Below are 23,511 nucleotides of genomic sequence, written 5' to 3'. Positions count from 1 at the left end.
TATAATTAAATGACATAAAAAATATGGTTAGGCAGCCCTTAATTGTAAAAGCTTTCAGAGTTCTTGCATAAGAAAAAAGTGAATATTCATTTAGGGATAGCGCATACTAAAAAATAATTAAACTTATATATCAGTAAAAGATTGCTGGATATCAGAAAAATTCGTCAAAACTTATCTTAAATAAAAAAATATTCGAAAGTATGCTACACGAAATTAAGCAGTTATGCAATGTAGAAGGATTTAAGAAATTAGTAAGTAATATACGGAGCAAGATAGGTTAATAAAAATTTTGATTCAGCTTTACCAAACAAAACATACATAACAATTTAGGCACTCTCAGCTGAGAAAAATAGAGAATCCTTTAACAGAACTAAGAAAAACTTCACAAACTGACGGTGAAACTGAAGTAGATCAGGCTATAATTTATTTGACACTAAAATTTAGTACAGTTACTCTAACTTAGGCTTTGCACTTATGTATATCTACAAGCTGTCATTCAAGTGGCACTGGCATTTGAGATCTAGAAAACTTAATTGCAAATTGGTGTACTGTTTTTAATAGAATTATGTAATGAAAATTAGGTCCTAGTATTAGTTACCTGAAGATGATAAGCAAAAAATGTAATGTTTTCCCTATCGGACTTAAATCATAACGTTCGCATACAATTAAAAAGGTCAAACTTTTAGAACAATGAAAACGATCAGCACTTTAATTCAAGAAGGATCAAAACTGTTATCGTCACATAAAGTTGAATCACCATGTTTGGATTGTGAGATCATAATGCAGCATGTTCTTGAAGTAGAGAGATCATACATAATTATGAACCGTACCGATCAAGTACCGATGGAGAAGGAAAAGTTATTTTGGAAATTAACAAAAAAAAGAGCGAAAAGGTATCCAATATCACAAATAATAGGTAAACGTGAATTCTGGAGTAAAAATTTTATAGTCAATCAGCATGTTTTGGATCCAAGACCAGACAGTGAGACAATAATTTTAGCAGTGTTAAAATGCTATCCAAACAAAAAGCAGAGATTAAAAATTGCAGATTTTGGCACAGGTACAGGTTGCTTACTAATATCCTTACTTAGTGAATATGAATATGCCGTTGGTGTTGGTTTTGAGAAGAGTTTAAAAGCATATAGAGTTGCTTGCCGGAATGTAAAAAGACATAATTTACTTGACAGAGCTAAAATACTTCCAAGTTCATGGACAGAGTGCAGAGGCTTATTTGATCTTATAATTAGTAATCCTCCATATATCAAAAGAAATAAGTTGAAAGATCTGCAAGCCGAAGTACAAAAAGAACCGAGAATAGCCCTTGATGGTGGTATTGATGGCTTAAACTGTTACTTAAGTATTTTTCCAATATTGAGAAAATGCCTTAAGAAAAATGGGTTTGTGATATTAGAAGTAGGTGAAGATCAAAGTGACATTGATAAAATAATTCCTTCATATGGATTATTTTTGCAAGAATATGTGTATGATTTAACGGGAACAAAAAGATGCATTATTATTAAGCAATAGACTTTTCTTATATAACTTGGAAAAAGAGTGTACATTTTAACATATTGGTGCTTTTTGTAATACTATATTGCCCTTAAACTATCTTAAAAAATTTACAAGCAAAGAAGAAAGGCAAAAGAAATTCCAAATAGCTAATTACTCACTGCTTATCTTAATAATATAGATTTTTTTGACGTCTTGAACATTTCATAAGCACATTTCAACTTGTATAAGCAAAAGACACAGAAGCTTTTAAAGATATACGGTGCATATGGTGCACCAAATATGCTAAATTTTTCTGCTATTTAATCTGCACAGAATAAAGATAAATGAGCATCTTCGATACTCTATACCAAAGAGGCTAGTGAAATTTGTTAGGCAGTTCTGCTCTCCTATTCTCAAATCATAATATTTATACAGTTGTACATCACATACTAACACAGTAAAAAAGAATAGGGTTTCATATAGTTACATAAGCTTACTCAACATAAACCAGTTTCTCACACACACATTTTACTACATAATCAGCATTAATGTTAAAATATTTGTAAAGTACTTTATAAGACGCCGATTCTCCAAAGCTCTCCATGCCAACAAATATACCGTTTGAACCTATATATTTGTGCCAACCAACTTCACTTCCAGCTTCAATTGCAACTTTAATGCTGTCATTACCTAATATTGTCTTTTTATATTCATCACTTTGCTCATCAAAAAGTCTCCAGCATGGCATAGAAACAACTCTTGTACCTATCCCTTTCCCCTGTAATTTTTCCCTTGCTTCAACTGCAATTTCAACTTCAGATCCAGTAGCAAATATCGTTACTTGTAATTTTTCTAAGTATTCACATAAAATATATGCACCAAGCTTTGATAAGTTAGCGGATTGATCAATGTCAAAGTGGAATTTGCGTGTATAATTCACACTTTGCCTTGAAAGTGCAAACAACGTAGGTGATTCTTTTTTTTCCAATGCAATACTAACGCATTCTAGAGTCTCAAGTGCATCAGCCGGCCTAAAAAGATACAGATTCGGTATAGCTCGAAAAGAGGATAAATGCTCTATCGGTTGATGAGTTGGACCATCTTCTCCTACTCCAATTGAATCGTGAGTTGTTATATATATAATCTGCTGTTTCATCAAAGCTGAAAGGCGTATAGCGGGACGATAATAGTCAGAAAATACCAAAAAAGTGCCTCCATAAGGAATAATACCACCATGAAGAGCCATGCCATTCATACAGGCTGCCATAGCATGCTCTCTTACTCCATAATGAAGATAAGAACCATTGCGATTATCTCTATCTATTATCTTCATATGCCCATACTTAGTACAATTTGACCCGGTAAGATCAGCGGACCCGCCAATTAATTCTGGCATAGAATTAGTTAAAAATTCCATTACCTTGCCGAAAGAAAATCGTGTAGCTTCACTTGGCATTCTTTCATGTATTTGTTTCTTTAAGTTTGCTAAATCACTGTTAATATTATCTGGTAAACGTTTATCTAGCCGTCTTTGAAGTTCTGCATGATATCTTGTCGTTCCAGTATCATATACTGGAATCCATTCTTTTTTTTCTTCACTATCCATACGCTTAAATAACACTGAATTATAGTTTTGCTTTGCTCTCTTAACTGCCTTCATCCAAGCATTTTTTATATCTTCTGGAACATAAAACGGTTCATAGTTCCAATTTAATTTTTCTCTTATTTGCTTTACATCTTTCTCTGTAAAAGCACCACTGTGAGCGGAAGCTGTGCCAGCACAGCTTGAAAATTTCCCAATGATAGTTTTGCAACAAATTAATGTAGGTTTATTAGACCTTTGTGCTTGCTCAATTGCGAGCGATATAGAGTCGAAATCATGCCCATCAATTTTATTAACGTTCCATCCATATGCTAAAAAACGCTTTTCTACATCATCAGAACAAGAGATGCTAGTAGCACCATCTATGGTGATATCATTATCATCAAAAAAGGCTATCAACTTATTCAATTTAAGATGCCCAGCAAGTGATGCTGCTTCGTGACTTATTCCTTCCATGAGACAGCCATCTCCTAACACTACATAAGTGTAGTGATTAATTCCAAACTGCTTTTCAAGAATCAATTCAGCAAGTGCCATACCTACTGAAATAGCGAACCCTTGCCCTAGTGGACCTGTTGTTGCGTCCACCCCAGGAGTTAGACAAAATTCTGGATGACCTGGAGTTTTAGATCTGAATTGCCTAAAATTTTTTAACTCATCTATACTAATATAACCTGTCAGGTATAATATGGAATATAGTAACATTGAACCATGACCATTTGATAAAACAAAACGGTCTCTATTGAACCATTTAGAATCATCAGAGTTGTGATTGAAGTATTTGGTAAATAAGATAGTTGCAATATCTGCCATGCCAAGTGGCATACCTAAGTGCCCAGAGTTCGCTTTCTGTACTGCATCAATTGACAAAAAGCGGATGGCATTTGCCATAGATTTCAAAAGTAGATAATTCATATGTCGATAGATAAGAGAACTTAAAAGTAAAGTGTAATATACTATATTAGCAAAAACAAGTTGACACTTAATACTAAAATCTTTAATAATCTAGAGTTATATTGTTAAGATTTTGATATGACAACTGTTGTTAGTAGAAAGTATAGAATCAGCCGTAGGCTTGGCATGAATTTATGGGGTAGGGTAAAAGACCAAGTAAACAAAAGGAAATATCCCCCAGGACAACATGGTATTCTTGGGTTCAAAAGGTTATCTGATTTTGGTAAGCAGTTTGCTGCACATAAGAAATTTAAGTTTTATTATGCAATTTCAAGTAAACAACTCAGGCGTATATTTTTAGATGCTTATAACAGAAAAGGTTATACAGCTGATAATTTTATTGGCATCTTAGAATCAAGGTTAAGTGCTGTTTTATATCATTCTGGTCTTGTGCCAACAATTTACTCAGCAAAGCAACTTATATCTCATAAGCATGTTACAGTTAATGATAGAGTGGTTAACATATCAAGTTATCGAGTAAAACCTGGTGATATAGTGAAAATAAGAGAAAGCGCAGTAAAAATCCCTGTAGTAATAGAGACCATAGAAAAACAAGAACGCAAAGCTCCAGGTTATTTAGAAATAAATAGTAAAGAGCATTCAGTAAAGTATTTAAGAGTACCTCAGTATTCTGAAGTTCCTTACTCAGCAGATATGGAAGTTAATTTAGTAGTAGAATTTTACTCTAGGTAAAATAAAAGGGCCTGTGTGGCGGAATTGGTAGACGCAGCGGACTTAAAATCCGTGGGTTTTGCGGCCTTGGGAGTTCAAGTCTCCCCATGGGCACCAGTTTAGTTTATGAAAAGATACAAGAAATATGAAATGGCTCAATATAGAAAGCATCGTAGAAGCTTTAGAAAAAAAATTTCCAAACGAGGACATAATTAATATCAGATTTACTGAGCTTAAGAAAAAAGTCTTAGGTTTAGAAAAGTTTGATGATGATGAAAAACGCTGCAATGAAAAAATACTTGAAGCTATTCAAGCAGCTTGGATTGAGGAGAGATCTTACAAATAGAAATGGCAGCTACTATTAAATGATCTTGTTTACCATTTTAACATATAATCCATAGCTATACAAACATTGTGATTTGAACCTACCAGCAGGATATCGTGCAAGTAGCTAACACTAGTAGTCAGTTTGCTGTGCAAGCTTGTCAAAAAAATTTCTCTTAGTATAGTATAAAAAGCTGCTTTTATATTTAGCAGCAGCTCAGTGTGCTTACTTATAAGTAAAATTCCTGGATTTTAGTATAAAGTGTTGAATAACAACGAGAGGAAAAAATTCACTCCGGTAGTAATGATTAAACTAATTCTAATTAGAAGCAGAAAAGTTAATCAATTATGAAATGAGAGTGGCAGCATAGCATAACAAGTTTAGTAAATGGAATGATTGTAATATGCCTGACAGATTCTGTATCAGCATAGACTTTTCATAAAATATTATCTTTTACGGTATGAAGACAAGGAGTAAAGCTGCATTCCAGCACACCACTATAATGCAAGATTTTTAACCTATTGTAAGACGAAAGGATAATAAAAAGCTATTTTATAGTACAAAATATTTTACTACTATATTTATATAATCTTTGGATTAAGGAATACCTTTTTAATATTATTGATAACTAATTTACTTACTGGTTATTTTATAACAATTTTTTCAGTTCTACACAAACAATTTAAATAAAGTTAGTAAATGATGAAGGTGATTTAATAGAAAAGCTTAAATATATTGTACGTGATCTACCTTAAATAAGTCATCCTATCACACTTGATTCTAAGGTAGTAGTTTATTCAACGAGGTTGATTCTATTAAACTTACCGTGATGGACTAGTTTTATTATTGACGCGATCACTGAGGCTTGTGAATAATATTCATTACTACTATATTGTAACTATAGGAAGGAATTTAGTTTGTAATAAAAAGATGCTTAGACAAAGTGGTCCAAGGAAATTAAGATCTATAGTAGAAAGTTATACATTAAAATGCATGAAGGGCAGGATGAGCAAAAATGAAATATGTCTTATTTTAAACTGGAGGAACATAGTTGGAGCAGAAATAGCAGAGTGTACAAAGCCAAGAAAGATTTCCTATGCACAAAATATAAATACAGGTGTGTTACATCTCACAGTAGCAAATGGTAGTAAGGCACTGGAAATTCAACATATGATCTCTCTTATAATAGAGAGAATCACAATATTCTTTGGCTACAAAGTAGTATATAGTATAAAAATTAAGCAGGAAAGTGTTGATTATTTCAACATATAAGATAATCTTGGCACATAGAATAACTTGGTATATCAAAGTGAGTAGAGTTTGCGAACTAACAAACAGAAGGAAGTCTTTTGGTAATAAGGTATCACATTCAAACCGTAAAACAAAACGCACCTTTCTCTTAAATTTGCATAGTGTTACGTTGATGAGCAACATCTTAAATAAGAAATTTAAGTTTCGTGTGGCGGCGAGAACTTTAAGGACTATAGATTATAAAGGCGGCCTTGATGCTTTTTTGCTCAACACAAAAACAATTAAGCTAAGTGAGAAAGCACAGAAAATAAAAAGAAGGTTAAAAAAAGTTTTAGCAAGGCAAGAGGTAAAATTAGCCACTTCAGATGCATAGTAAGCCTCCATGGCTCAGGACAAAAGCTCCAGCTAGTAAAATATTTAATGAAACCTTAAACACTGTTAAACAGTATAACTTACATACAGTGTGCGAGAAAGCCGCTTGCCCAAACATTGGTGAATGCTGGAACAAACATCACGCTGCTATGATGATTCTTGGTTCTGTTTGCACTCGTGCTTGTGCGTTTTGTAACGTTGCAACTGGTACCCCTGATAAATTAGACCCTCACGAACCAGAAAATTTAGCAAGGGCAATAAAAAAATTAAACTTGAAATATGTTGTCATTACCTCCGTTGACCGTGATGATTTATTAGATGGTGGCGTAAGTCAATTCGTAAAGTGTATAGAAGAAATTAGAAAGATTACTCCAGAAACAACAATAGAAATTTTAACTCCCGATTTTTTAAATAAAAAAGGTGCATTTGAAGCAATTGCTGTTGCATCACCTGATGTCTATAACCACAATATTGAAACAGTGCCAAGGTTATATGCAAAGATAAGGCCAAGGGCACGTTATTTTCATTCATTGTATTTGTTGAAAATGGTAAAGCAGACTAATCCTAAACTTTTCACAAAATCAGGGCTCATGGTTGGTCTTGGAGAAACAAAAGAAGAGGTACTTCAGGTCATGGATGATTTACGAAATGCTGAAGTTGATTTTATAACAATAGGTCAATACCTGCAGCCAACTCCAAAACATGCAAAAGTTGATAGATATATTACCCCAGAAGAATTTGAGCATTATAAATATATTGCTTATTCTAAAGGATTTCTAATGGTTGCATCAAGTCCATTAACCAGGTCATCATATCATGCTGAAGAAAGTTTTAGTAAGCTCAAAGCTTATTATTTTCCAACATAGAAAATACTTGACGAGCTTTAGCCACAACATATAATATTAATCTTGGGTTTTATGTGATTTCCAGGAGTTTAGTAGTAGTATTATACGTATAAAGTTTAAGTTGTGTACATTAGGATAAATTTTTACCTAGTTAGCTGTTTTCAGTTTAAAATTAAGGAAGGAGTTACTATATATATTAGTAAATGTTAGCTAAACTTATATTATGGATTTGAATAAATTTACCGAAAAAGCAAAGAGCTTAATCCAAAGTGCTCAAATGAAAGCGTTGGGAGCTGGACATCAAGTTTTTATGCCTGAGCATCTACTAAAAGCAATGCTTGAAGATGAATCAGATTTAGTTCAGGATTTAATAGTAGCTTGTGGTGGGGATGTACAAAGTATTTCTGATGCTACAAATAGTGCACTAAAAAAGTTTCCAGTAGTTGAAGGTCCAGGAAGCAGTGGCCTTCAACTTTCAAGAGAAATGGCAAGAGTTTTTGAGGATTCAGTAAGTATTGCTAGGAGGAATAAAGATACATTTGTTACTGTTGAGCAATTACTGCAGAGTTTAGCTGCACAGAGGAGTGATACTGTGGGTAAAATTCTAACAGAAAACGGTGTTACACAGCAGAAATTGAACTCAGTTATTACAGAAACAAGGAGAGATAACAGTACGGGCGCGCCAAGAATAAGGGGAAAGTTGACTGTAGCAAAGAAATATACAAAGGATGTTACAGAGCTTGCTATGCAAGGCAAGCTTGATCCTGTAATTGGTCGTGATGATGAAATTAGAAGAACTATACAGGTATCGCTTAGGCGAACAAAGAATAATCCAGTGCTAATAGGTGAGCCTGGTGTTGGGAAAACTGCGATAGTTGAGGGATTAGCAAACAGAATTGTTACAAACGATGTGCCACTTGGTTTACGCGATGCAAAGGTCTTAGCATTAGATCTTGGCGCATTAATTGCTGGAACAAAGTTTAGAGGAGAGTTTGAAGAAAGACTAAAAGCAGTTATTAATGAGCTTTTGAAAACGGATGAGAAAGTTATTTTGTTTATAGATGAGCTTCATACTTTAGCCGGAGCAGGAGCAACAAGTGGTGCAATGGATGCTTCAAATTTACTGAAGCCTGCTCTTGCACGTGGAGAAATTCACTGTATAGGAGCTACAACATTAGATGAGTATCGTGAGCATATAGAGAAAGATCCTGCACTTGCAAGACGTTTTCAGCCTGTGTTTATCTCTCAACCAACTGAAGCTAATACTATTTCAATACTCAGAGGTTTAAAAGAAAAGTATGAAGTGCATCATGGTATAAGAATCACAGATGGTGCAATAATTGCTGCTGCAACGTTGTCCAATAGATATATAACAGACAGGTTTTTACCTGATAAGGCGATCGACTTAATTGATGAAGCAGCAAGCAGAGTAAGAATTGAAATGGATAGCAAGCCTGAAGTAATTGACGAACTTGAGAGGAAAATAATACAGTTGAAAATTGAGTCAGAAGCTCTAAAAAGAGAACACGATGAAAACTCTAAGCAGCGTTTAAAGAAGATAAATGAAGAAATTGAAAACCTAAACAGTAAATTTGCTGATTTGAACAGCAAATGGCAGATGGAGAAGAGTAAAATAGCTAGAATACAAGAGACAGCTGGAAAATTAGATAGCGCTAGAAAAGAGTTAGAATTGGCTCAGCGCAGTGGAAATTTAGGGAGAGCAGGGGAGTTGATGTATGGTATAATTCCTCAGCTTGAAAATGAGTTGAAAGATCAGGAGAAAGTTACTGATAGTTTCCTAAAAAAAGAAGTTGCTGAGAACGACATTGCAAATATTGTTTCGAAATGGACAGGTATTCCAGTTGATAGTATGATGCACAGTGAAAAAGAAAAGCTTCTTAGCATGGAAAATGAAATAGGGAAAAGGGTGGTAGGACAAAAAGATGCAATAGAAGCAATAAGTAATGCGGTTAGGCGCTCTCGCTCTGGCGTACAGGATACTAATCGTCCCTTTGGTTCATTTTTATTTTTGGGCCCAACCGGAGTTGGAAAAACTGAACTAGCGAAAGTTCTTGCTGAGTTCTTATTTGACAACCAAGGAACACCCCTGCGCTTTGATATGTCTGAGTATATGGAAAAACACTCCATCTCGAAGCTAATTGGTGCACCTCCAGGATACGTTGGCTATGAACAAGGCGGAAGATTGACCGAAGCAGTAAGAAGGAGACCATATCAAGTAATTCTATTTGATGAAATAGAGAAGGCAAATCCTGACATATTTAACCTATTGTTACAGGTTTTAGATGAAGGTAGGCTAACCGATAGCCATGGCAAATTGATTGATTTTCGCAATACTATACTAATTTTAACTTCTAACCTTGGCGCTGAGATAATGCTAAAGGGAGTTGCTGACTCTATAAAAAGTGAAGTAATGCAAATAGTTAAGTCAGCATTTCGTCCAGAATTTTTAAACAGACTGGATGAAATTATTATATTCCATAGTTTAACCAAGGACGACATTTATCAAATAATAGATGTTCAATTTTCTCATTTACAAAAAACGCTTGCTAAGCTTAAACTAAGTATAAGTTTGTCACAGGAGGCTAAAGAACTAATAGCACAAACTGGCTATGACCCTGAATATGGAGCAAGACCTCTAAAAAGAGTAATACAGGAATGTATTCAAAATAATCTAGCCAAGCTAGTTTTATCGGAAGAAGTAACAGAAGGTAGTGAGCTAATAGTGTACGCTCTTAATAATGAAATCTTAATTAAAAAGGTTTAAAGTGGCTGTGTGTTGCATAAAAAAATGCATATAGATAATAATGTTGACACTGAATCTTTATTCAAGCTGATTAATCAAGAGAACAAAAAAGAAAAAGAAAAAATTAAAGAATTTATAAAATACTTTTATAGTTTTATTTACAATAGTGATTTAAAGGTTAATGATAGGTTCCTTTTGTACATTGCAAAGGACGCATACAACTTCATCCTCAAAAAGGAAAAAGAAAAAAGCAAATTGAAGATAAATAATATAAATGATATACCAGGAATAAAAGGCAATTTTACTGTAGTTAAAATAACGAGTGACGACATGCCTTTTCTAGTTGATTCTATTGTTGCTACTATTAAATCGCACGATTTAACTATATGTTATTATAGTAATAGTATAATTAATATTAAAAGAAAAAGTGGACTGATTGATGAGATTTACGATTTAGAAGAGAATAATGGTGTAAAGGAGTCAGTAATATACGTAATTATTAAGGGTATAAGTGATAGTTTTGTTAACACTCTAAAAGAATCTCTACGAAAAACACTGAAAGCGGTTAATTGTGTTGTAAAAGATTGGCTTCTGATGCTCCAGAAGATAGACGAAGTGAAAAATGAACTTTGTTCTGTCGTTCAGGCAACAGGTATCAAGGTCCATATTCGATCGTCACACACTACTAATCAAGTTGTAGATTTTCTAAATTGGTTGCAAAATAATAATTTTTTATTTTTAGGTTACCAAGAGCGCATTGCTGATAAAGATGGCAAACTTGTTTCTAGTGATGAGAAAAATCTTGGTTTAATGAGAGTAAGCAAAGAATACCAAAGTTCTTCTGTTTCTTCTGAGAATTTGAATTTGTACATAGTAAGGTCAGATCTGATCTCAATAGTTCATCGACGTACATACATGAATTGTATAGGAATGAAAGAATTAGATGATCATGGTAACGTGGTAAAAGAGCGATATTTTTTTGGGTTATTTACTTCAGTAGCAGAGGTTCAAGACATTCGCATTATTCCGATAGTAAAAAGTAAAGTCAAAGCAATAGAGAAAAAAACAGGATTTGTGCCTGGTGGGCACAATAATAAGGCTTTAGTTTCTATTTTACAAGCATTCTCTTGTGACGAATTATTCCAGTTAAATGAAGACGAGTTATTTAAGATTTGTACTTCAATTATGTCCCTTGCAATTAGGCCAAGAGTTAAACTCTTTTTAAGAAAAGTAGGAAATTTTATTAGTTGTATAATACTAATACCAATGCGATATGCTAGTGCCAGGTTAATGTTCAAAATACGTGATATATTGAAAAATGAGACAAGTGCGGAAAGTTCAGATATTTACAACAACCACATTATCAATGAATATGATTTAATGAAATTACATGTAGTCCTAAAGACTAAAAATGTTAGTGTCCTTGACGATAAAATTTTGCACATCGAAAACAAATTAAGAAACATCACAGAAAAGTGGGAAGATCGTTTTATAGATAATCTATATAGCACTTTCAATACTGTCGAAGATATATTCATCCGTTACTGCAAAGCATTTCCAATAAGCTATCAGGAGAGTTTTGAACCTCACAGTGCATATTATGATATGAAGAAATTGGAAACAGTAAGAAGGAAAGGAATAAGTGAGGTTGATCTAAGGCTTACTCATGACAATCTTAATTATCAATTAAAGGTTTACACTCCAAGCAACGGGGGACTTGAATTATCGAAAATATTAAAAATTACTAAGAATTTGGGAACAAAGATCCTATCTCATAATAGTTATTACGTAGAAATTAATGATGGAATGTGGATACACCATTTTGTGTTATCAAGAGTCGATGAATTAATAAATAATATCACTCTAAAAGAGCAGTTCGAGGTGACACTTACAAAAGTATTCAGTAGAGAAATCAAAAATGACTATTTTAATAGCTTAATTATTATTGCTGGGCTGAAGTGGAAAGAAGTGCTTCTAATTAGAGCGTTAAGCGCTTACCTAAAGCAAATATCATTTAACTATAACCCTGGATATATTCAAAAAGTGGTCTCAGAGCATCCAAAAATAGTAAAGTATTTGATACAACTGTTTCATGTAAGATTTGACCCTAACATAGATATCGATAGAGTAGAAACTACTAATATCTTCAAAGAAAAAATTGAAGAACTTCTAAAGAAAGTCAGCAATGTTTCACATGATTATGTTTTACGTTCCATATTTAACTTGATAATGTCTATTTTGAGAACCAGTTATTATCAGAACGATAAACCTTACTTATCTACAAAGTTTGATTCAAATAAAATAAACGGTTTACCTAATCCGCACCCATACCGTGAATTATATGTTTACTCAAACCTCTTTGAGGGAATCCATTTAAGAGGAGGAAAATTAGCACGTGGTGGTCTAAGATGGTCAGATAGAACAGAAGATTTTCGCACTGAAGTTTTAGGGCTTATGAAAGCTCAAATGACAAAAAATGCAGTTATTGTTCCTGTTGGTGCAAAAGGTGGGTTTATAATAAAGAAAGTCTATAAAGACAGAAATTCTTTAAGAAAAAAAGGTATTGAGTGTTATAAGGATTTTATCAAAGGAATGCTTGATATTACTGATAATATAGTTGATGATAAAATAATTCCACCAAAAAATGTGATTAGGTATGATGAAGATGATCCATACTTAGTAGTTGCGGCAGATAAAGGTACTGCTTCATTTTCTGATTATGCTAACCAAATAGCCTCTGAATATCATTTTTGGCTTGGTGATGCATTTGCATCCGGTGGATCAGCTGGTTATGATCATAAAAAGATGGGTATCACAGCCAGAGGTGCGTGGATTGCAGCACAAAGGCATTTTTGGAAGATGAACAAAAATATTTATCAAGATGTCTCTGTTATTGGGATTGGAGATATGGCTGGCGATCTATTTGGAAATGGCATGCTGCTTTCAAGAAATGTGCGTTTGATTGGCGCATTCAACCATATGCACATTTTCATCGATCCAAACCCTGATGTAAAAAATAGTTTCACAGAGCGTAAGCGTCTTTTTAAGTTACCATTTTCAACTTGGATGGATTATAACAAAGGTTTGATCTCTCAAGGTGGAGGAGTGTTTGAGCGTAGCAGTAAACAGATAAACGTTTCTCAAGAAATGAAAAAATGCTTTGGTATAACAGAAAATGTATTATCCCCAAACAGCTTAATCCGATATTTGTTAAAGGCAGAGGTAGATTTGATATGGAATGGAGGAATTGGTACATTTGTTAAAGCAAAAAGTGAAAGCCATAACGTAGTTGGTGATAAAACAAACGATGAATTAAGAGTAAATGGCAGAGATATTAGAGCTTCTATGTTCATAGAAGGTGGTAATCTTGGTTGCACACAGCTTGGAAGAATAGAATATGCTAAAAGCGGTGGGTACATCAATGCAGATTTTATTGATAATTCAGCAGGAGTAATATGTTCCGACCTTGAAGTTAACATCAAAATTGCATTTGTTTCAATTATGAAAGAAGGTGGTATTTCTTTGAAAAAAAGAAATGAAATACTGGCTAGCATGGTAGATGAAGTTGCATCTAAGGTGCTTGAAGACCACAATAGAATTGAAACAAAAGCATTACTCCTTGAATGCTTGCAAGCTAAGGAAAGGTTGGAACAGCACCATAGGTTATTGCTCAATTTGGAAAAATCTGGATTGTTAGAAAGAAGTATAGAATTCCTTCCAGCTGATGAGGAAATAGCAAAAATGTTGACTGAAGCAGAGGGCTTTAGCTCTCCTCAACTTGCTATTCTCATGTCTTATACTAGAACAGCAATAAAAAGTGAAATTATACACTCTGACCTACCTGAAAAGGATTCCTTTTGTCATGATTACTTACTAAGTTATTTTCCACAAAAAATAGTAACAGAGTTCAGGAATTTCATATTGAAACACCAATTACGCAGAGAAATTGTTTCTACTTGCATTGCAAATGATGTAGTGAATAGGATGGGGTGTATATTTATTAATAATCTAGTTGAGAAAACTGGAATTAAGGTGTACGAAGCAGTTAATTTATATATTATTGTTAATCACCTATATGATTTAAGTAGCTTATGGCGAAAAATTGATGAATTAGATGAAAAAATTGATGTTAACTCATACTTGCAAGTGGTAAGAAGTGTGCAAAAGTTCATTGGCAGGGTATCATTTTGGTTAGTAAAAAATCTAGATAAACTTAGCTTTATAAATTTGGATGATGTTACAAAGTTTAAGAATGCAATTGAAACTTTAAGCCAAAACTTAACTCATGTTTTAGATGAACATCTGTTGGAAAACTATCGTTATGGATCCGTTTCTTTAATAGAACTTAATATAGATAAAGATCTAGCTAAGAAAGTTGCTGACTTATGCATTTTAGCCTATGCATTGGACATTATACTCATTTCTGAACAAACATCTTTATCTATTCTTGATGTTGGTAAAATATACTTTGAGCTAAAATCGCTACTAAGATTCGATCTGATTAGAACAATTGCCATTAAGATGAAAAATCGTTCTTCTTATTGGGATCGTAGCTTAATCAATGACTTATTGGATGATTTAAGCAATTATCACTATAAGTTAGCTATTAAAGTTATAAAATTTACTAATGACTGTGAAAATAAGGTTCAAACTTGGGCCCGTGATGATATAGGTTACATAGAACGTTACAATAGCTTCCTAGACGAAATGGTTGCTTCTAAACTTGATTTAAGCAGATTAATATTTATAATTAAAAGAATCAAAGTACTTGCCTCATAGGAAAAATGTTTAGCATAGGTCTTCCAGAAATTTTAGTTGTAGCTTTAGTGGGTATAATTGTTCTTGATAAAAGTAAAGTACCTGTATTTATTAGTTTTATTAGAAGTATATATAGATATTTTATAATTATAAAGTCAAGAACTAGAAATTTGTTAAAAAATACTGGAATCGAAGACTTATATTATAAAAAGCATGATATTGAAAAAGTGAATTACATAGTTGGTAAAAATGGCAAGTTTTATCCTAGTTACAATATAGATAATATATCTAAAGATAATGACAGCGAAGATACTGGTAGTAGATGATATACTATCCAATGTTCAGCTTTTAGAAGCTCGACTAAAAGCTGAGTACTATGCAGTTATTGTAGCTCATGATGGTAAAGAAGCTATAGACTTAGTAGCAAAGCAACAACCAGATATTATATTGCTTAATACCATGATGCCAAAAATAAATGGCTTTGAAGTTTGTAAGAACCTAAAGAGTAATCTCTTAATAACTCATATTCCAATAATTACGGTAACTGCACTGCATAATACTCACGATAGAGTGAAAGGTACTAACACTGGTGCAGATAACTTTCTAACTAAACCAATAGATGAAATTGCTCTGTCTGCACGAATTAAGTCTCTTACACACCTAAAGATAATAATAGATGAATTGCGTTTAAGAGAGAGAAACTAATGCTAAGATTAATCTGGCAGAAGGGAATAGTATCATGAGTTATTCCAACCTAATTTTTGATGCTAACATACTTGTTATAGATGAGGATATCTTTCAGACAGAGCAGATATATAATGTACTGAAACAACGCTTTAGGTTGATTAAAATACTAAATGATCCAACTGAAGCATTAAAGGTTAGTATTAAAGATAATTATGATCTAATCATTTCGGACATGCAATTTTCGAGAACCAATGGCCTACGTTTATGTTCCGAGTTTCGCAGTAAAGTAGAAACACGTTATACACCTATTCTGATTCTTTCTGAAGATCACGATAAAAGTAACTTAGTAAAAGCGCTCGACGTTGGTGCTAATGATTACTTAACAGTGCCTTTAGATGAAAGTGAATTGATAGCAAGAATTAATTTACAAGTGAAACACAAGAGGTATCAAGACGCTTTAAGAATGAACTTATTCAATAACGTGGAAATGTCCATAAAGGACCCATTAACTAACTGTTATAACAGGAGATATTTCGATACACACTTAAGAAACCTTGTTAAGAACTCTATAGAAAAGAATAAAAGGCTATCCCTTATGATACTTGATATAGACTATTTCAAGGTAGTAAATGACAATTTCGGGCATAGTGCTGGCGATGAACTTTTAAAGCAAATACAAAAAAGAATTTCTGAAAACATAAGAGTAACAGATTTGCTAGTTAGGTTTGGTGGCGAGGAATTTGTTGTTGTAATGCCAGATGCTAGCATATCAGATGCGTATGTTGTTGCTGAGAGGATACGTAAAATCATTGCTATGGAACCTTTTACGTTTTCAGACAAAAATAAAATTCATAATGTAACTGTAAGCATTGGAATTACAGAAATGCAAAAATCTGACCTTGATAATATCAAAAAATTTATAGTACGTGCTGACAGGTATTTATATAAGGCAAAAAATAATGGCAGAAATAAGGTAGTTACTGACTAATTCCTAAATGAGACATATGATTAAGGTAATGTAATGTACATTCACAGGTAGTGCTAATATTGTGATTTCAGTTTGTCAGGAAGAATGTCATCCAGGTGACTTCTTTCATCCCAGCGTTAAGCACTAAGATTTAATTCTACTTAATGTTTTTTTATATAAATTAGCTTAATATAGTTTTCCTTTCACAATTAAATCAATTTTTAATTCTCTTCTCCAGCTTTTTAGTAGTTTTCTCTATTAAAAGCTGAGTTCACGTTTTGAAATTCCTTAAAGGAAACTAATTTCCACACATCATACTTTAATGTAAAGCTGAAAATAACCTTGCTCTTATGTTCCCAAACTCCGTTGTGTAGAACTTTTTATTATGTTCATTTATAAATTATATAAATATAATAACTTTTCATACTAGACATCATCATCAGCTACTTAGATGATTCCATAAGAACAACTGAGATGACGTGATAGAAGTGCTAAAATGACTTCTCATTAGTAGGAATTGATTTTATGATTGCAACATTTATACAATTTTCAACTCTAAATATTAAGAATTTACTAAATAGAGAAAGAAGACAAAAGAAATCCCGTAATAGCTAGTTATTTCTTCTTACCCTATAAGGTGATGTTCTATACTGTCTTGAATACTTTATAGGCGTGCTTTAACTTATATAGTAATAAAATCATGAAACTTAATGAAGACATAAAGTATACATAGCATACAAAATTAAATGTAAGATACCAGCTATATAATACTTTCGTTGCTCAACTTATATAGATTGAAGATAATTAAATACTCTTATTCTCATAATAAAGAGAATGGCAGAGTTTGTTGAGCAGTTTTTAATCCTGCTCTTTATAACTGAAGCCCAACGAACGGTTACTTAAATGATACAACCTATAACTCTTCACTCGCACCTAAAAAGGTGCGAAGTAGGAAGCTATTACACCTAGTAGGTACATACTATTTGGCTAACAAAAGATTTGCAAATGTTTTTTAATTAACTAAGGAAAAATTTATTCGCATAAGAATTTTTCATAATATTCAATGTATCGTAATCTGTAAAATCTAGTTTTATTGGCGTAATAGTAATAAATCCTTCTTTGATTTTACCTACACTACCACTACCTGAATACTCTCGAGACCAATCTAAACTTAAAGAACCATCTGAATTTTCAGTAAAAGTCAAATCTCCATCAATATTATATTCGCCTTGTTCGGCAAATTCTACTCCTTTCACTTTTTCTGTAGCAGGAAAATTTACACTCATTGCTATATTTTTAGGCCAGCCAATTTCGACTAATCTAGCAGTAACTTTTGGTGCAAAAACCTTTGTATTATACCAATCTATCCCATTATGATAATATACTTGACTTAATGCAATAGAAGGTATAGATCTTGCAGCGCTTTCCATTACAGCACCAATTGTTCCTGAATAACAGACATCATCTCCAACGTTTGATCCAATATTTACTCCAGACAGTACTAAATCTGGTTTTTTATCCATAATCTTATTCAGTGCAATGATAACACAATCCGCAGGGGTACCAGATATACTGAACTCCTTTTCGCCATGTCGATTTACTCTAATAGACTGCCTTATTGGATAATCAAGAGACCTTGCTGCTCCACTCCTGTTAGTATCTGGTGCCACTACCCATATTTCTGAAGCAAGATCTCGTGCAACCTCTTTGAGTAATTTTATTCCTTCACTTTCAAAACCATCATCATTCGTTATTAATATAATCATACAAAATTTTATATAGCTCTAAAGTTATAATAAGTAATTCTGATCATTAGTTGCAAATAAATCTATTTTTCTTATCTACTTTTAGTATTTGCGGTTTTTCTTGATTCTCTAGCATTTTATTTTTACCATATATTAAACACGTGAAAATTTACAGCTGACAAAAACCTAATATAACACATTTTTGTGCACTAGTTTTAATATTTAAAGAGTAGTTTGAATATGATTAATTTAAAAAATTTAAGACGAGAGCTTGCTGAATTGCAAATTCAAGTAAATTATCATGATGTTTTATACCATCAAAAAAATAAGCCAGAAATCACTGATGCTGAATACGACGAGCTAAAGCGAAAAGTAACTAAAATAGAAGTACAACTTCCAGAAATTTATACAATACGAGAGAGTGTTGGTGCCGCACCTGATGAAAGATTTTCCAAGATAAAACATCAAGAACCTATGCTTTCTCTAGAAAATGCCTATGGCGAGCAAGGTGTAGAGAGATTTTTATCTAAGGTAAAGAGGTTTTTAATCGAGAATGAAATAAAAATATTATGTGAGCCAAAAATTGACGGATTATCGTTTTCTGTAGTTTATGAGGATGGGAAATTTGTTAAGGCTGCAACTCGAGGTAACGGCTTCGTAGGAGAAGATGTCACTCACAACGTTGCAACAATAAAAAGCTTCCCTAAACTTTTGCAAGGTGTACAAGGTAGGTTAGAAGTGAGAGGTGAAATATACATTAGTAACAGTGACTTTTTAAGGCTAAATAAAAATAATGAATTCGCCAACCCTCGAAATGCAGCTGCTGGTTCTCTAAAGCAGTTAGATGCAAACGTTACAGCAAGTAGACCACTTAAATATTTTGCTTATTCTTTAATCGGTGGAGCAGAAAAAAGCCAAAGTGAAGTACTAGAAAGGCTTGAAGCACTTGGTTTTTGTGTAAATGAACATCGATCTTTAACAAGTAGTTTGGATGGAATGTTAAAGTTTTATAACGAGATCTACGATTGTCGCTATAACTTGGATTATGATATTGATGGAATAGTTTATAAAGTTAATGATTTGATACTGCAAAATCGTCTAGGAAGAACTAATAAAGCACCGCGTTCAGCACTTGCATATAAATTTTCTGCAGTTTATGCAAAGACAAAATTGAAAAAAATATTTATACAGGTAGGTAGAACAGGAGTTTTAACTCCAGTTGCAAGTTTAGTACCAGTTAATATCGGTGGAGTGCTAGTTAGTAGGGCAAGCCTGCATAACCAAGATGAGATAAAACGCAAAGATATAAGAGAAGGAGATGTCGTAACAATCAAAAGAGCAGGAGACGTGATCCCTCAAATTGCTAGAGTAGATAGAAGTTCTCGTCATGTAGATACGCCTGAATTTGTGTTTCCTAAAGAATGCCCTGAATGTGGTAGTAAGGTACAGATTGAGAGAGTAGCAGTAAGATGCCCTGAAGAGTTTACCTGTAGAGCTCAAGTAATAGAAAAACTGAAGCATTTTGTATCAAAAGATGCGTTTGATATTGTTGGCTTTGGTGAAAAGCAGATAAAGTTTTTTTATAACCTTGGCCTAGTAAAGCAAATTCCAGATATTTTTGCCCTAGAAGAAAAATTAAATAAATTTAATCTGAAAGGTCAGTCTGGCTGGGGTAAGAAATCACTAACTAATTTATTAAATTCTATACGAAGCAGAAAGGTAGTCACTCTAGATAGATTTATATTTTCTTTGGGTATTAGATTTATTGGACAAGTTGCAGCAAGATTGCTTGCAAATTATTATATCTCTTATGAGACCTGGTACAACTCAATGATCAAACTGTCATCAAGTAGCGCTGAAATAGGTATAGGTGCTACAGAGAAGAAAACAGACAAGCCTTCTAGTGATGAGCTGATAGGTATAGATGGAATAGGAAAAAAAGCATTAGAGTCTTTGAAATCGTTCTTTTCCAAGAAATATAATATCAAAATGGTAAATGATCTGATCTCCTGTTTCCAAATCCTTCCTGTTACTTCTAATTCTAGCAATTCTATTTTGAACAATAAAATTATAGTATTTACTGGTAAGCTACTCACCATGAGTAGAGAAGAGGCAAAAGCAAGAGCCAAAGCTCTAGGAGCGAAAATCAGCTCAAGTCTCTCTACTAAAACTGACTACCTAATTATAGGAGAAAATCCAAGATCTAAATACAAAAAAGCAGTAGAGTTAGGCATAGAAATTTTAGATGAAGGTCAGTGGCATAGAATGATAAATTTGGAAGTGTCTAAGTAACAACTATCTATATCTTTTAGGTAGTTTATAGGTGCTTATATCTCTTGACATTAATAAGCTTATGAATAAACTAGAATAGCTTTGTTTAATTCAAAGAGTTATGGTAACGTTTATTCAATTACTTGATAGAGAGTTAAAAATAGTTTGTATTTACTGAAGGACCAGTTTTACCAATCATGAAAGGAAAGGGAAATTGAGTTGTGAATCCTACAAGTTTACATTATATTATGTTGCTGCATTTCTTTGTTACATTAGCAATGTACATTCCTTGTGTCAGAATCTAAAAATGCAACAGATTTTGTTTAACAGTTTAATGGAAGAAAAGCAAGATGATGAAAATCATCTAGAGTTACGTCAATGTTTTGCTGAAAGGTTTGGTGTTACATGGCCTGATCTTTATGGAAGTCGACAGATTTTCACTATTCATACAGCCACTGATGAATGGCATACTGATAAATATGCAAACTTTATCGTAGATTTAAACAAAGAAAAACAAGAAAAAGTTGTACAAGGCACTAAAAAGGGAATAAAACTTCTATATTATTTTTGGTGGTCTTTAAGAGAATGTAGGAGAGAATAGCAAAATATAAAGATGGAGATAAAGTATGAAACAACCTTTATGTAACCTTTTTGTCCAGGATCTACGCCTTTGGATTCATTTAGGACATAGTATGGAAGAAAAGTTTAATCTCCAACTAGTAAGCATTAGTGTTGATTTTATCTTTAAATCTCCTCCTTTAGGACTTATCACTGACCGACTTGAAGATACTATCTGCTATCTAGAAGTAGTACAGAACATTAAATCTCTTGCTCAAAGCAAGCAATTCAATTTAATCGAGCATTTTACCCATGATGTATACATAACTATTAGTAACCTCTTAATGCAGAAAAAGCATATTATTTCTTCTATAAAAGTAATTACTCACAAAGTTGTACCACCTATTCCCGATGTACACGGAGGTGTTGTCTTCACTTATTGCAATGCGTTGCAAAAACAGGAGAACAACTGATGATTTATATATCTATTGGCTCAAATTTAAGGAATCGCCTCTCTAATTTACAAAAGGCTACTCAGCTACTAAAAAAGCGCTATTTAAAAGATTTAAAATCTTCAATTATTTTAGAAACCAAGGCCATTTTACCAAATGGTGCTCCAGATGAGTGGAACAAGCCATTTCTCAATATGGTTGTATATGGAAGTTGTCTTGTTTCTCCTGAAGAGCTACTAAAAGGACTCAAGCAAATCGAATATGACATTGGTCGTACACAGGTCCACGAAAAATGGGCACCTCGCGTTATTGATTTAGATATTTTGTTATGGGATAACCTAATACTCAATACACCGTATCTTACAATTCCTCATCCAGAATTGATGAATAGGCCATTTTTGCTTCACTTAATGGCAATGCTGAGTCCTATGGATAATATTCCAGTAGTTAGCAAAACGTTTGATACTATTGCTTACAACAACCTTAATACCAAGGATTGCTTTTTAAAAAGCTTTACGCTTTCACCAAAATTTGTAGGAATTGTTAACATTACTCCCGATTCATTTTCAGATGGTGGCCTTTATTATGATTCTGATCAAGCAACTAAACAGGCACTAAAATTGATATCAGATGGTGCAAGCATAGTTGATCTTGGTGCTCAATCAACAAGGCCTGGATCTTCTATACAGCCTTCGAAAGTAGAATATGCACGCTTAAAGCCGGTACTTGATAATCTCAGTCACTATATGAAAGCTAATGATATTAAAGTTAGCATTGATAGTTTCTGGCCGGATGTTATTTTAAATGTTTTAGAACACTATAGAGTTACTTGGATAAATGATGTGAAAGGAAATCTAGATGATAATACCTTAAAAACAATTGCAAGTAGCGGATGTAGTATAGTTATCATGCATTCACTCTCTATACCATCACACAAGGATAATATTATTCCAAGTGATACTGACCCCATCAACACCATAAATCGTTGGGCAGAAAAGAACATTAACAAGTTACTTACCTTTGGTTTTAATGAAAATTCGATAATCATTGATCCTGGTATTGGCTTTGGAAAATCTCTATATCAAAATATCTGGCTGTTACGGAATATAGAAACATTGCAAAGTTTTGGCTGCAAAGTCCTAGTAGGTCATTCCAGAAAATCATTCATTTCTTCTTTTTCCACAGAGCCTGTCTTTAATCGAGATTTAGAAACAATTTCTATATCATCTGCATTATACAACAAAGTTGATTTCCTTCGCGTACATAATGTACGCGATCACATGCAGTTCTTTGTAGCTCAAGCTGCCTTACAAAAATGATGATTATCGGAATTATGGCTGTTGATCCAAATGGAGTGATCGGGGTAAATAACAAGTTGCCTTGGTATTATCCAAGTGAGTTAAAGCATTTCCATCAGGTAACCAACAAACAAGTCATTGTTATGGGAAGAAAAACATTTGAAACAATACCTAAAAGCATATTACAAGGTCGCACTCCCATTATTTTTTCTCGTAATAAGTTAAATTCGTGTTTTAATAGAGATATAAAATGTACAGTTGTCTCTTCTATGCGAGAATTTCTATCAACTCAGAATAATTCTAAAATCTACATGATCGGTGGAGCACAGATAGCACATCTTTTCTTAAAACATAATCTAATCTCAGAGTTTATCATAACAGAAATTCATGGGTCTTATAAAGGTGATGTATATTTCAACTTAATACTCCTTGATAGATGGAATAAAACTATCCTCACAAAAACGCAAGATTATTCTATATATAGAATAACAAATTAGA

16 protein-coding genes, 1 tRNA gene and 1 pseudogene are annotated in these 23,511 nt (G+C 33.2%); 16 read left to right on the top strand and 2 right to left on the bottom strand.

The genetic code is table 11. The annotated features are described in order from the left end of the window. The first annotated feature begins 690 nt into the window (after positions 1–690). Positions 691–1,527 (top strand): peptide chain release factor N(5)-glutamine methyltransferase, encoded by an 837-nt coding sequence (gene prmC, locus WOO_RS02360; protein ID WP_014869082.1) that lies wholly within the window; start codon positions 691–693, stop codon positions 1,525–1,527. A gap of 457 nt (positions 1,528–1,984) precedes the next feature. Here the strand turns inward: prmC and tkt are convergent, their stop codons facing one another. Then, the gene (gene tkt, locus WOO_RS02355; protein WP_014869081.1) at positions 1,985–4,009 is read right to left on the bottom strand and encodes a transketolase; all 2,025 of its coding nucleotides are present in this window, start codon (positions 4,007–4,009) and stop codon (positions 1,985–1,987) included. A gap of 117 nt (positions 4,010–4,126) precedes the next feature. On the opposite strand from tkt, the gene rpsD reads away from it, so the two are divergent. From rpsD to WOO_RS02305, 10 genes and pseudogenes are all read left to right on the top strand, one after another. After that, on the top strand, positions 4,127–4,741 hold the full coding sequence (gene rpsD, locus WOO_RS02350) for a 30S ribosomal protein S4 (RefSeq protein WP_014869080.1): 615 nt from the start codon (positions 4,127–4,129) through the stop codon (positions 4,739–4,741). Positions 4,742–4,750: 9 nt separating this feature from the next. After that, positions 4,751–4,837 (top strand) — tRNA-Leu (locus tag WOO_RS02345). A gap of 28 nt (positions 4,838–4,865) precedes the next feature. Continuing rightward, positions 4,866–5,066 carry a Fe-S cluster assembly protein IscX gene (gene iscX / locus WOO_RS02340; protein ID WP_014869079.1) on the top strand — a complete coding sequence of 67 codons (201 nt, stop codon included), beginning with the start codon at positions 4,866–4,868 and terminating at the stop codon, positions 5,064–5,066. A gap of 909 nt (positions 5,067–5,975) precedes the next feature. Further along, on the top strand, positions 5,976–6,317 hold the full coding sequence (locus WOO_RS02335) for a DciA family protein (protein ID WP_044135419.1): 342 nt from the start codon (positions 5,976–5,978) through the stop codon (positions 6,315–6,317). A gap of 37 nt (positions 6,318–6,354) precedes the next feature. Further along, entirely contained in the window at positions 6,355–6,669 is a 315-nt protein-coding gene (gene rpmB / locus WOO_RS02330) for a 50S ribosomal protein L28 (RefSeq protein WP_025264050.1), read from the top strand. Continuing rightward, positions 6,662–7,534, top strand: a complete 873-nt coding sequence (lipA, locus tag WOO_RS02325) for a lipoyl synthase (RefSeq protein WP_014869076.1) — start codon at positions 6,662–6,664, stop codon at positions 7,532–7,534. Before rpmB ends, lipA begins: the two co-directional genes overlap by 8 nt. A 202-nt stretch (positions 7,535–7,736) precedes the next feature. Next, complete coding sequence (gene clpB, locus WOO_RS02320; RefSeq protein WP_014869075.1) at positions 7,737–10,298, top strand: ATP-dependent chaperone ClpB; 2,562 nt, start codon at positions 7,737–7,739, stop codon at positions 10,296–10,298. 24 nt (positions 10,299–10,322) lie between these two features. Beyond that, complete coding sequence (locus tag WOO_RS02315) at positions 10,323–15,056, top strand: NAD-glutamate dehydrogenase (RefSeq protein WP_014869074.1); 4,734 nt, start codon at positions 10,323–10,325, stop codon at positions 15,054–15,056. Between the two features lie 5 nt (positions 15,057–15,061). Continuing rightward, entirely contained in the window at positions 15,062–15,361 is a 300-nt protein-coding gene (gene tatB / locus WOO_RS02310; RefSeq protein ID WP_014869073.1) for a Sec-independent protein translocase subunit TatB, read from the top strand. After that, positions 15,333–16,710 (top strand): annotated as a pseudogene (locus WOO_RS02305) (PleD family two-component system response regulator). The gene tatB and the pseudogene WOO_RS02305 overlap by 29 nt, the downstream one beginning before the upstream one ends. A 995-nt stretch (positions 16,711–17,705) precedes the next feature. On the opposite strand, the gene surE reads toward WOO_RS02305, so the two are convergent. Beyond that, a complete protein-coding gene (surE, locus tag WOO_RS02300) occupies positions 17,706–18,455 on the bottom strand; it encodes a 5'/3'-nucleotidase SurE (RefSeq protein WP_014869070.1) in 750 nt (249 codons plus the stop codon). Between the two features lie 219 nt (positions 18,456–18,674). Here surE and ligA point away from each other — a divergent pair, with 219 nt between their 5' ends. The 5 genes from ligA to WOO_RS02275 all read left to right on the top strand — a co-directional run bounded on the left by ligA (position 18,675) and on the right by WOO_RS02275 (position 23,510). After that, positions 18,675–20,726, top strand: coding sequence for an NAD-dependent DNA ligase LigA (gene ligA, locus WOO_RS02295; RefSeq protein WP_014869069.1), 2,052 nt, complete (start codon positions 18,675–18,677; stop codon positions 20,724–20,726). A 298-nt stretch (positions 20,727–21,024) separates the two neighbouring features. Beyond that, positions 21,025–21,306 carry a hypothetical protein gene (locus WOO_RS04195; protein WP_232500360.1) on the top strand — a complete coding sequence of 94 codons (282 nt, stop codon included), beginning with the start codon at positions 21,025–21,027 and terminating at the stop codon, positions 21,304–21,306. 25 nt (positions 21,307–21,331) lie between these two features. Further along, positions 21,332–21,736, top strand: a complete 405-nt coding sequence (locus WOO_RS02285) for a dihydroneopterin aldolase (protein WP_014869068.1) — start codon at positions 21,332–21,334, stop codon at positions 21,734–21,736. Continuing rightward, a complete protein-coding gene (folP, locus tag WOO_RS02280; RefSeq protein ID WP_014869067.1) occupies positions 21,736–23,034 on the top strand; it encodes a dihydropteroate synthase in 1,299 nt (432 codons plus the stop codon). The genes WOO_RS02285 and folP overlap by 1 nt, the downstream gene beginning before the upstream one ends. After that, positions 23,031–23,510 (top strand): dihydrofolate reductase, encoded by a 480-nt coding sequence (locus WOO_RS02275; protein ID WP_014869066.1) that lies wholly within the window; start codon positions 23,031–23,033, stop codon positions 23,508–23,510. The genes folP and WOO_RS02275 overlap by 4 nt, the downstream gene beginning before the upstream one ends. Position 23,511: the final 1 nt, after the last annotated feature.

The organism is Wolbachia endosymbiont of Onchocerca ochengi (assembly GCF_000306885.1).
Taxonomy (GTDB): domain Bacteria; phylum Pseudomonadota; class Alphaproteobacteria; order Rickettsiales; family Anaplasmataceae; genus Wolbachia.
The sequence above is the reverse complement of the archived record's forward strand: the minus strand, read 5'-3'. Positions and strand labels throughout refer to the sequence as shown.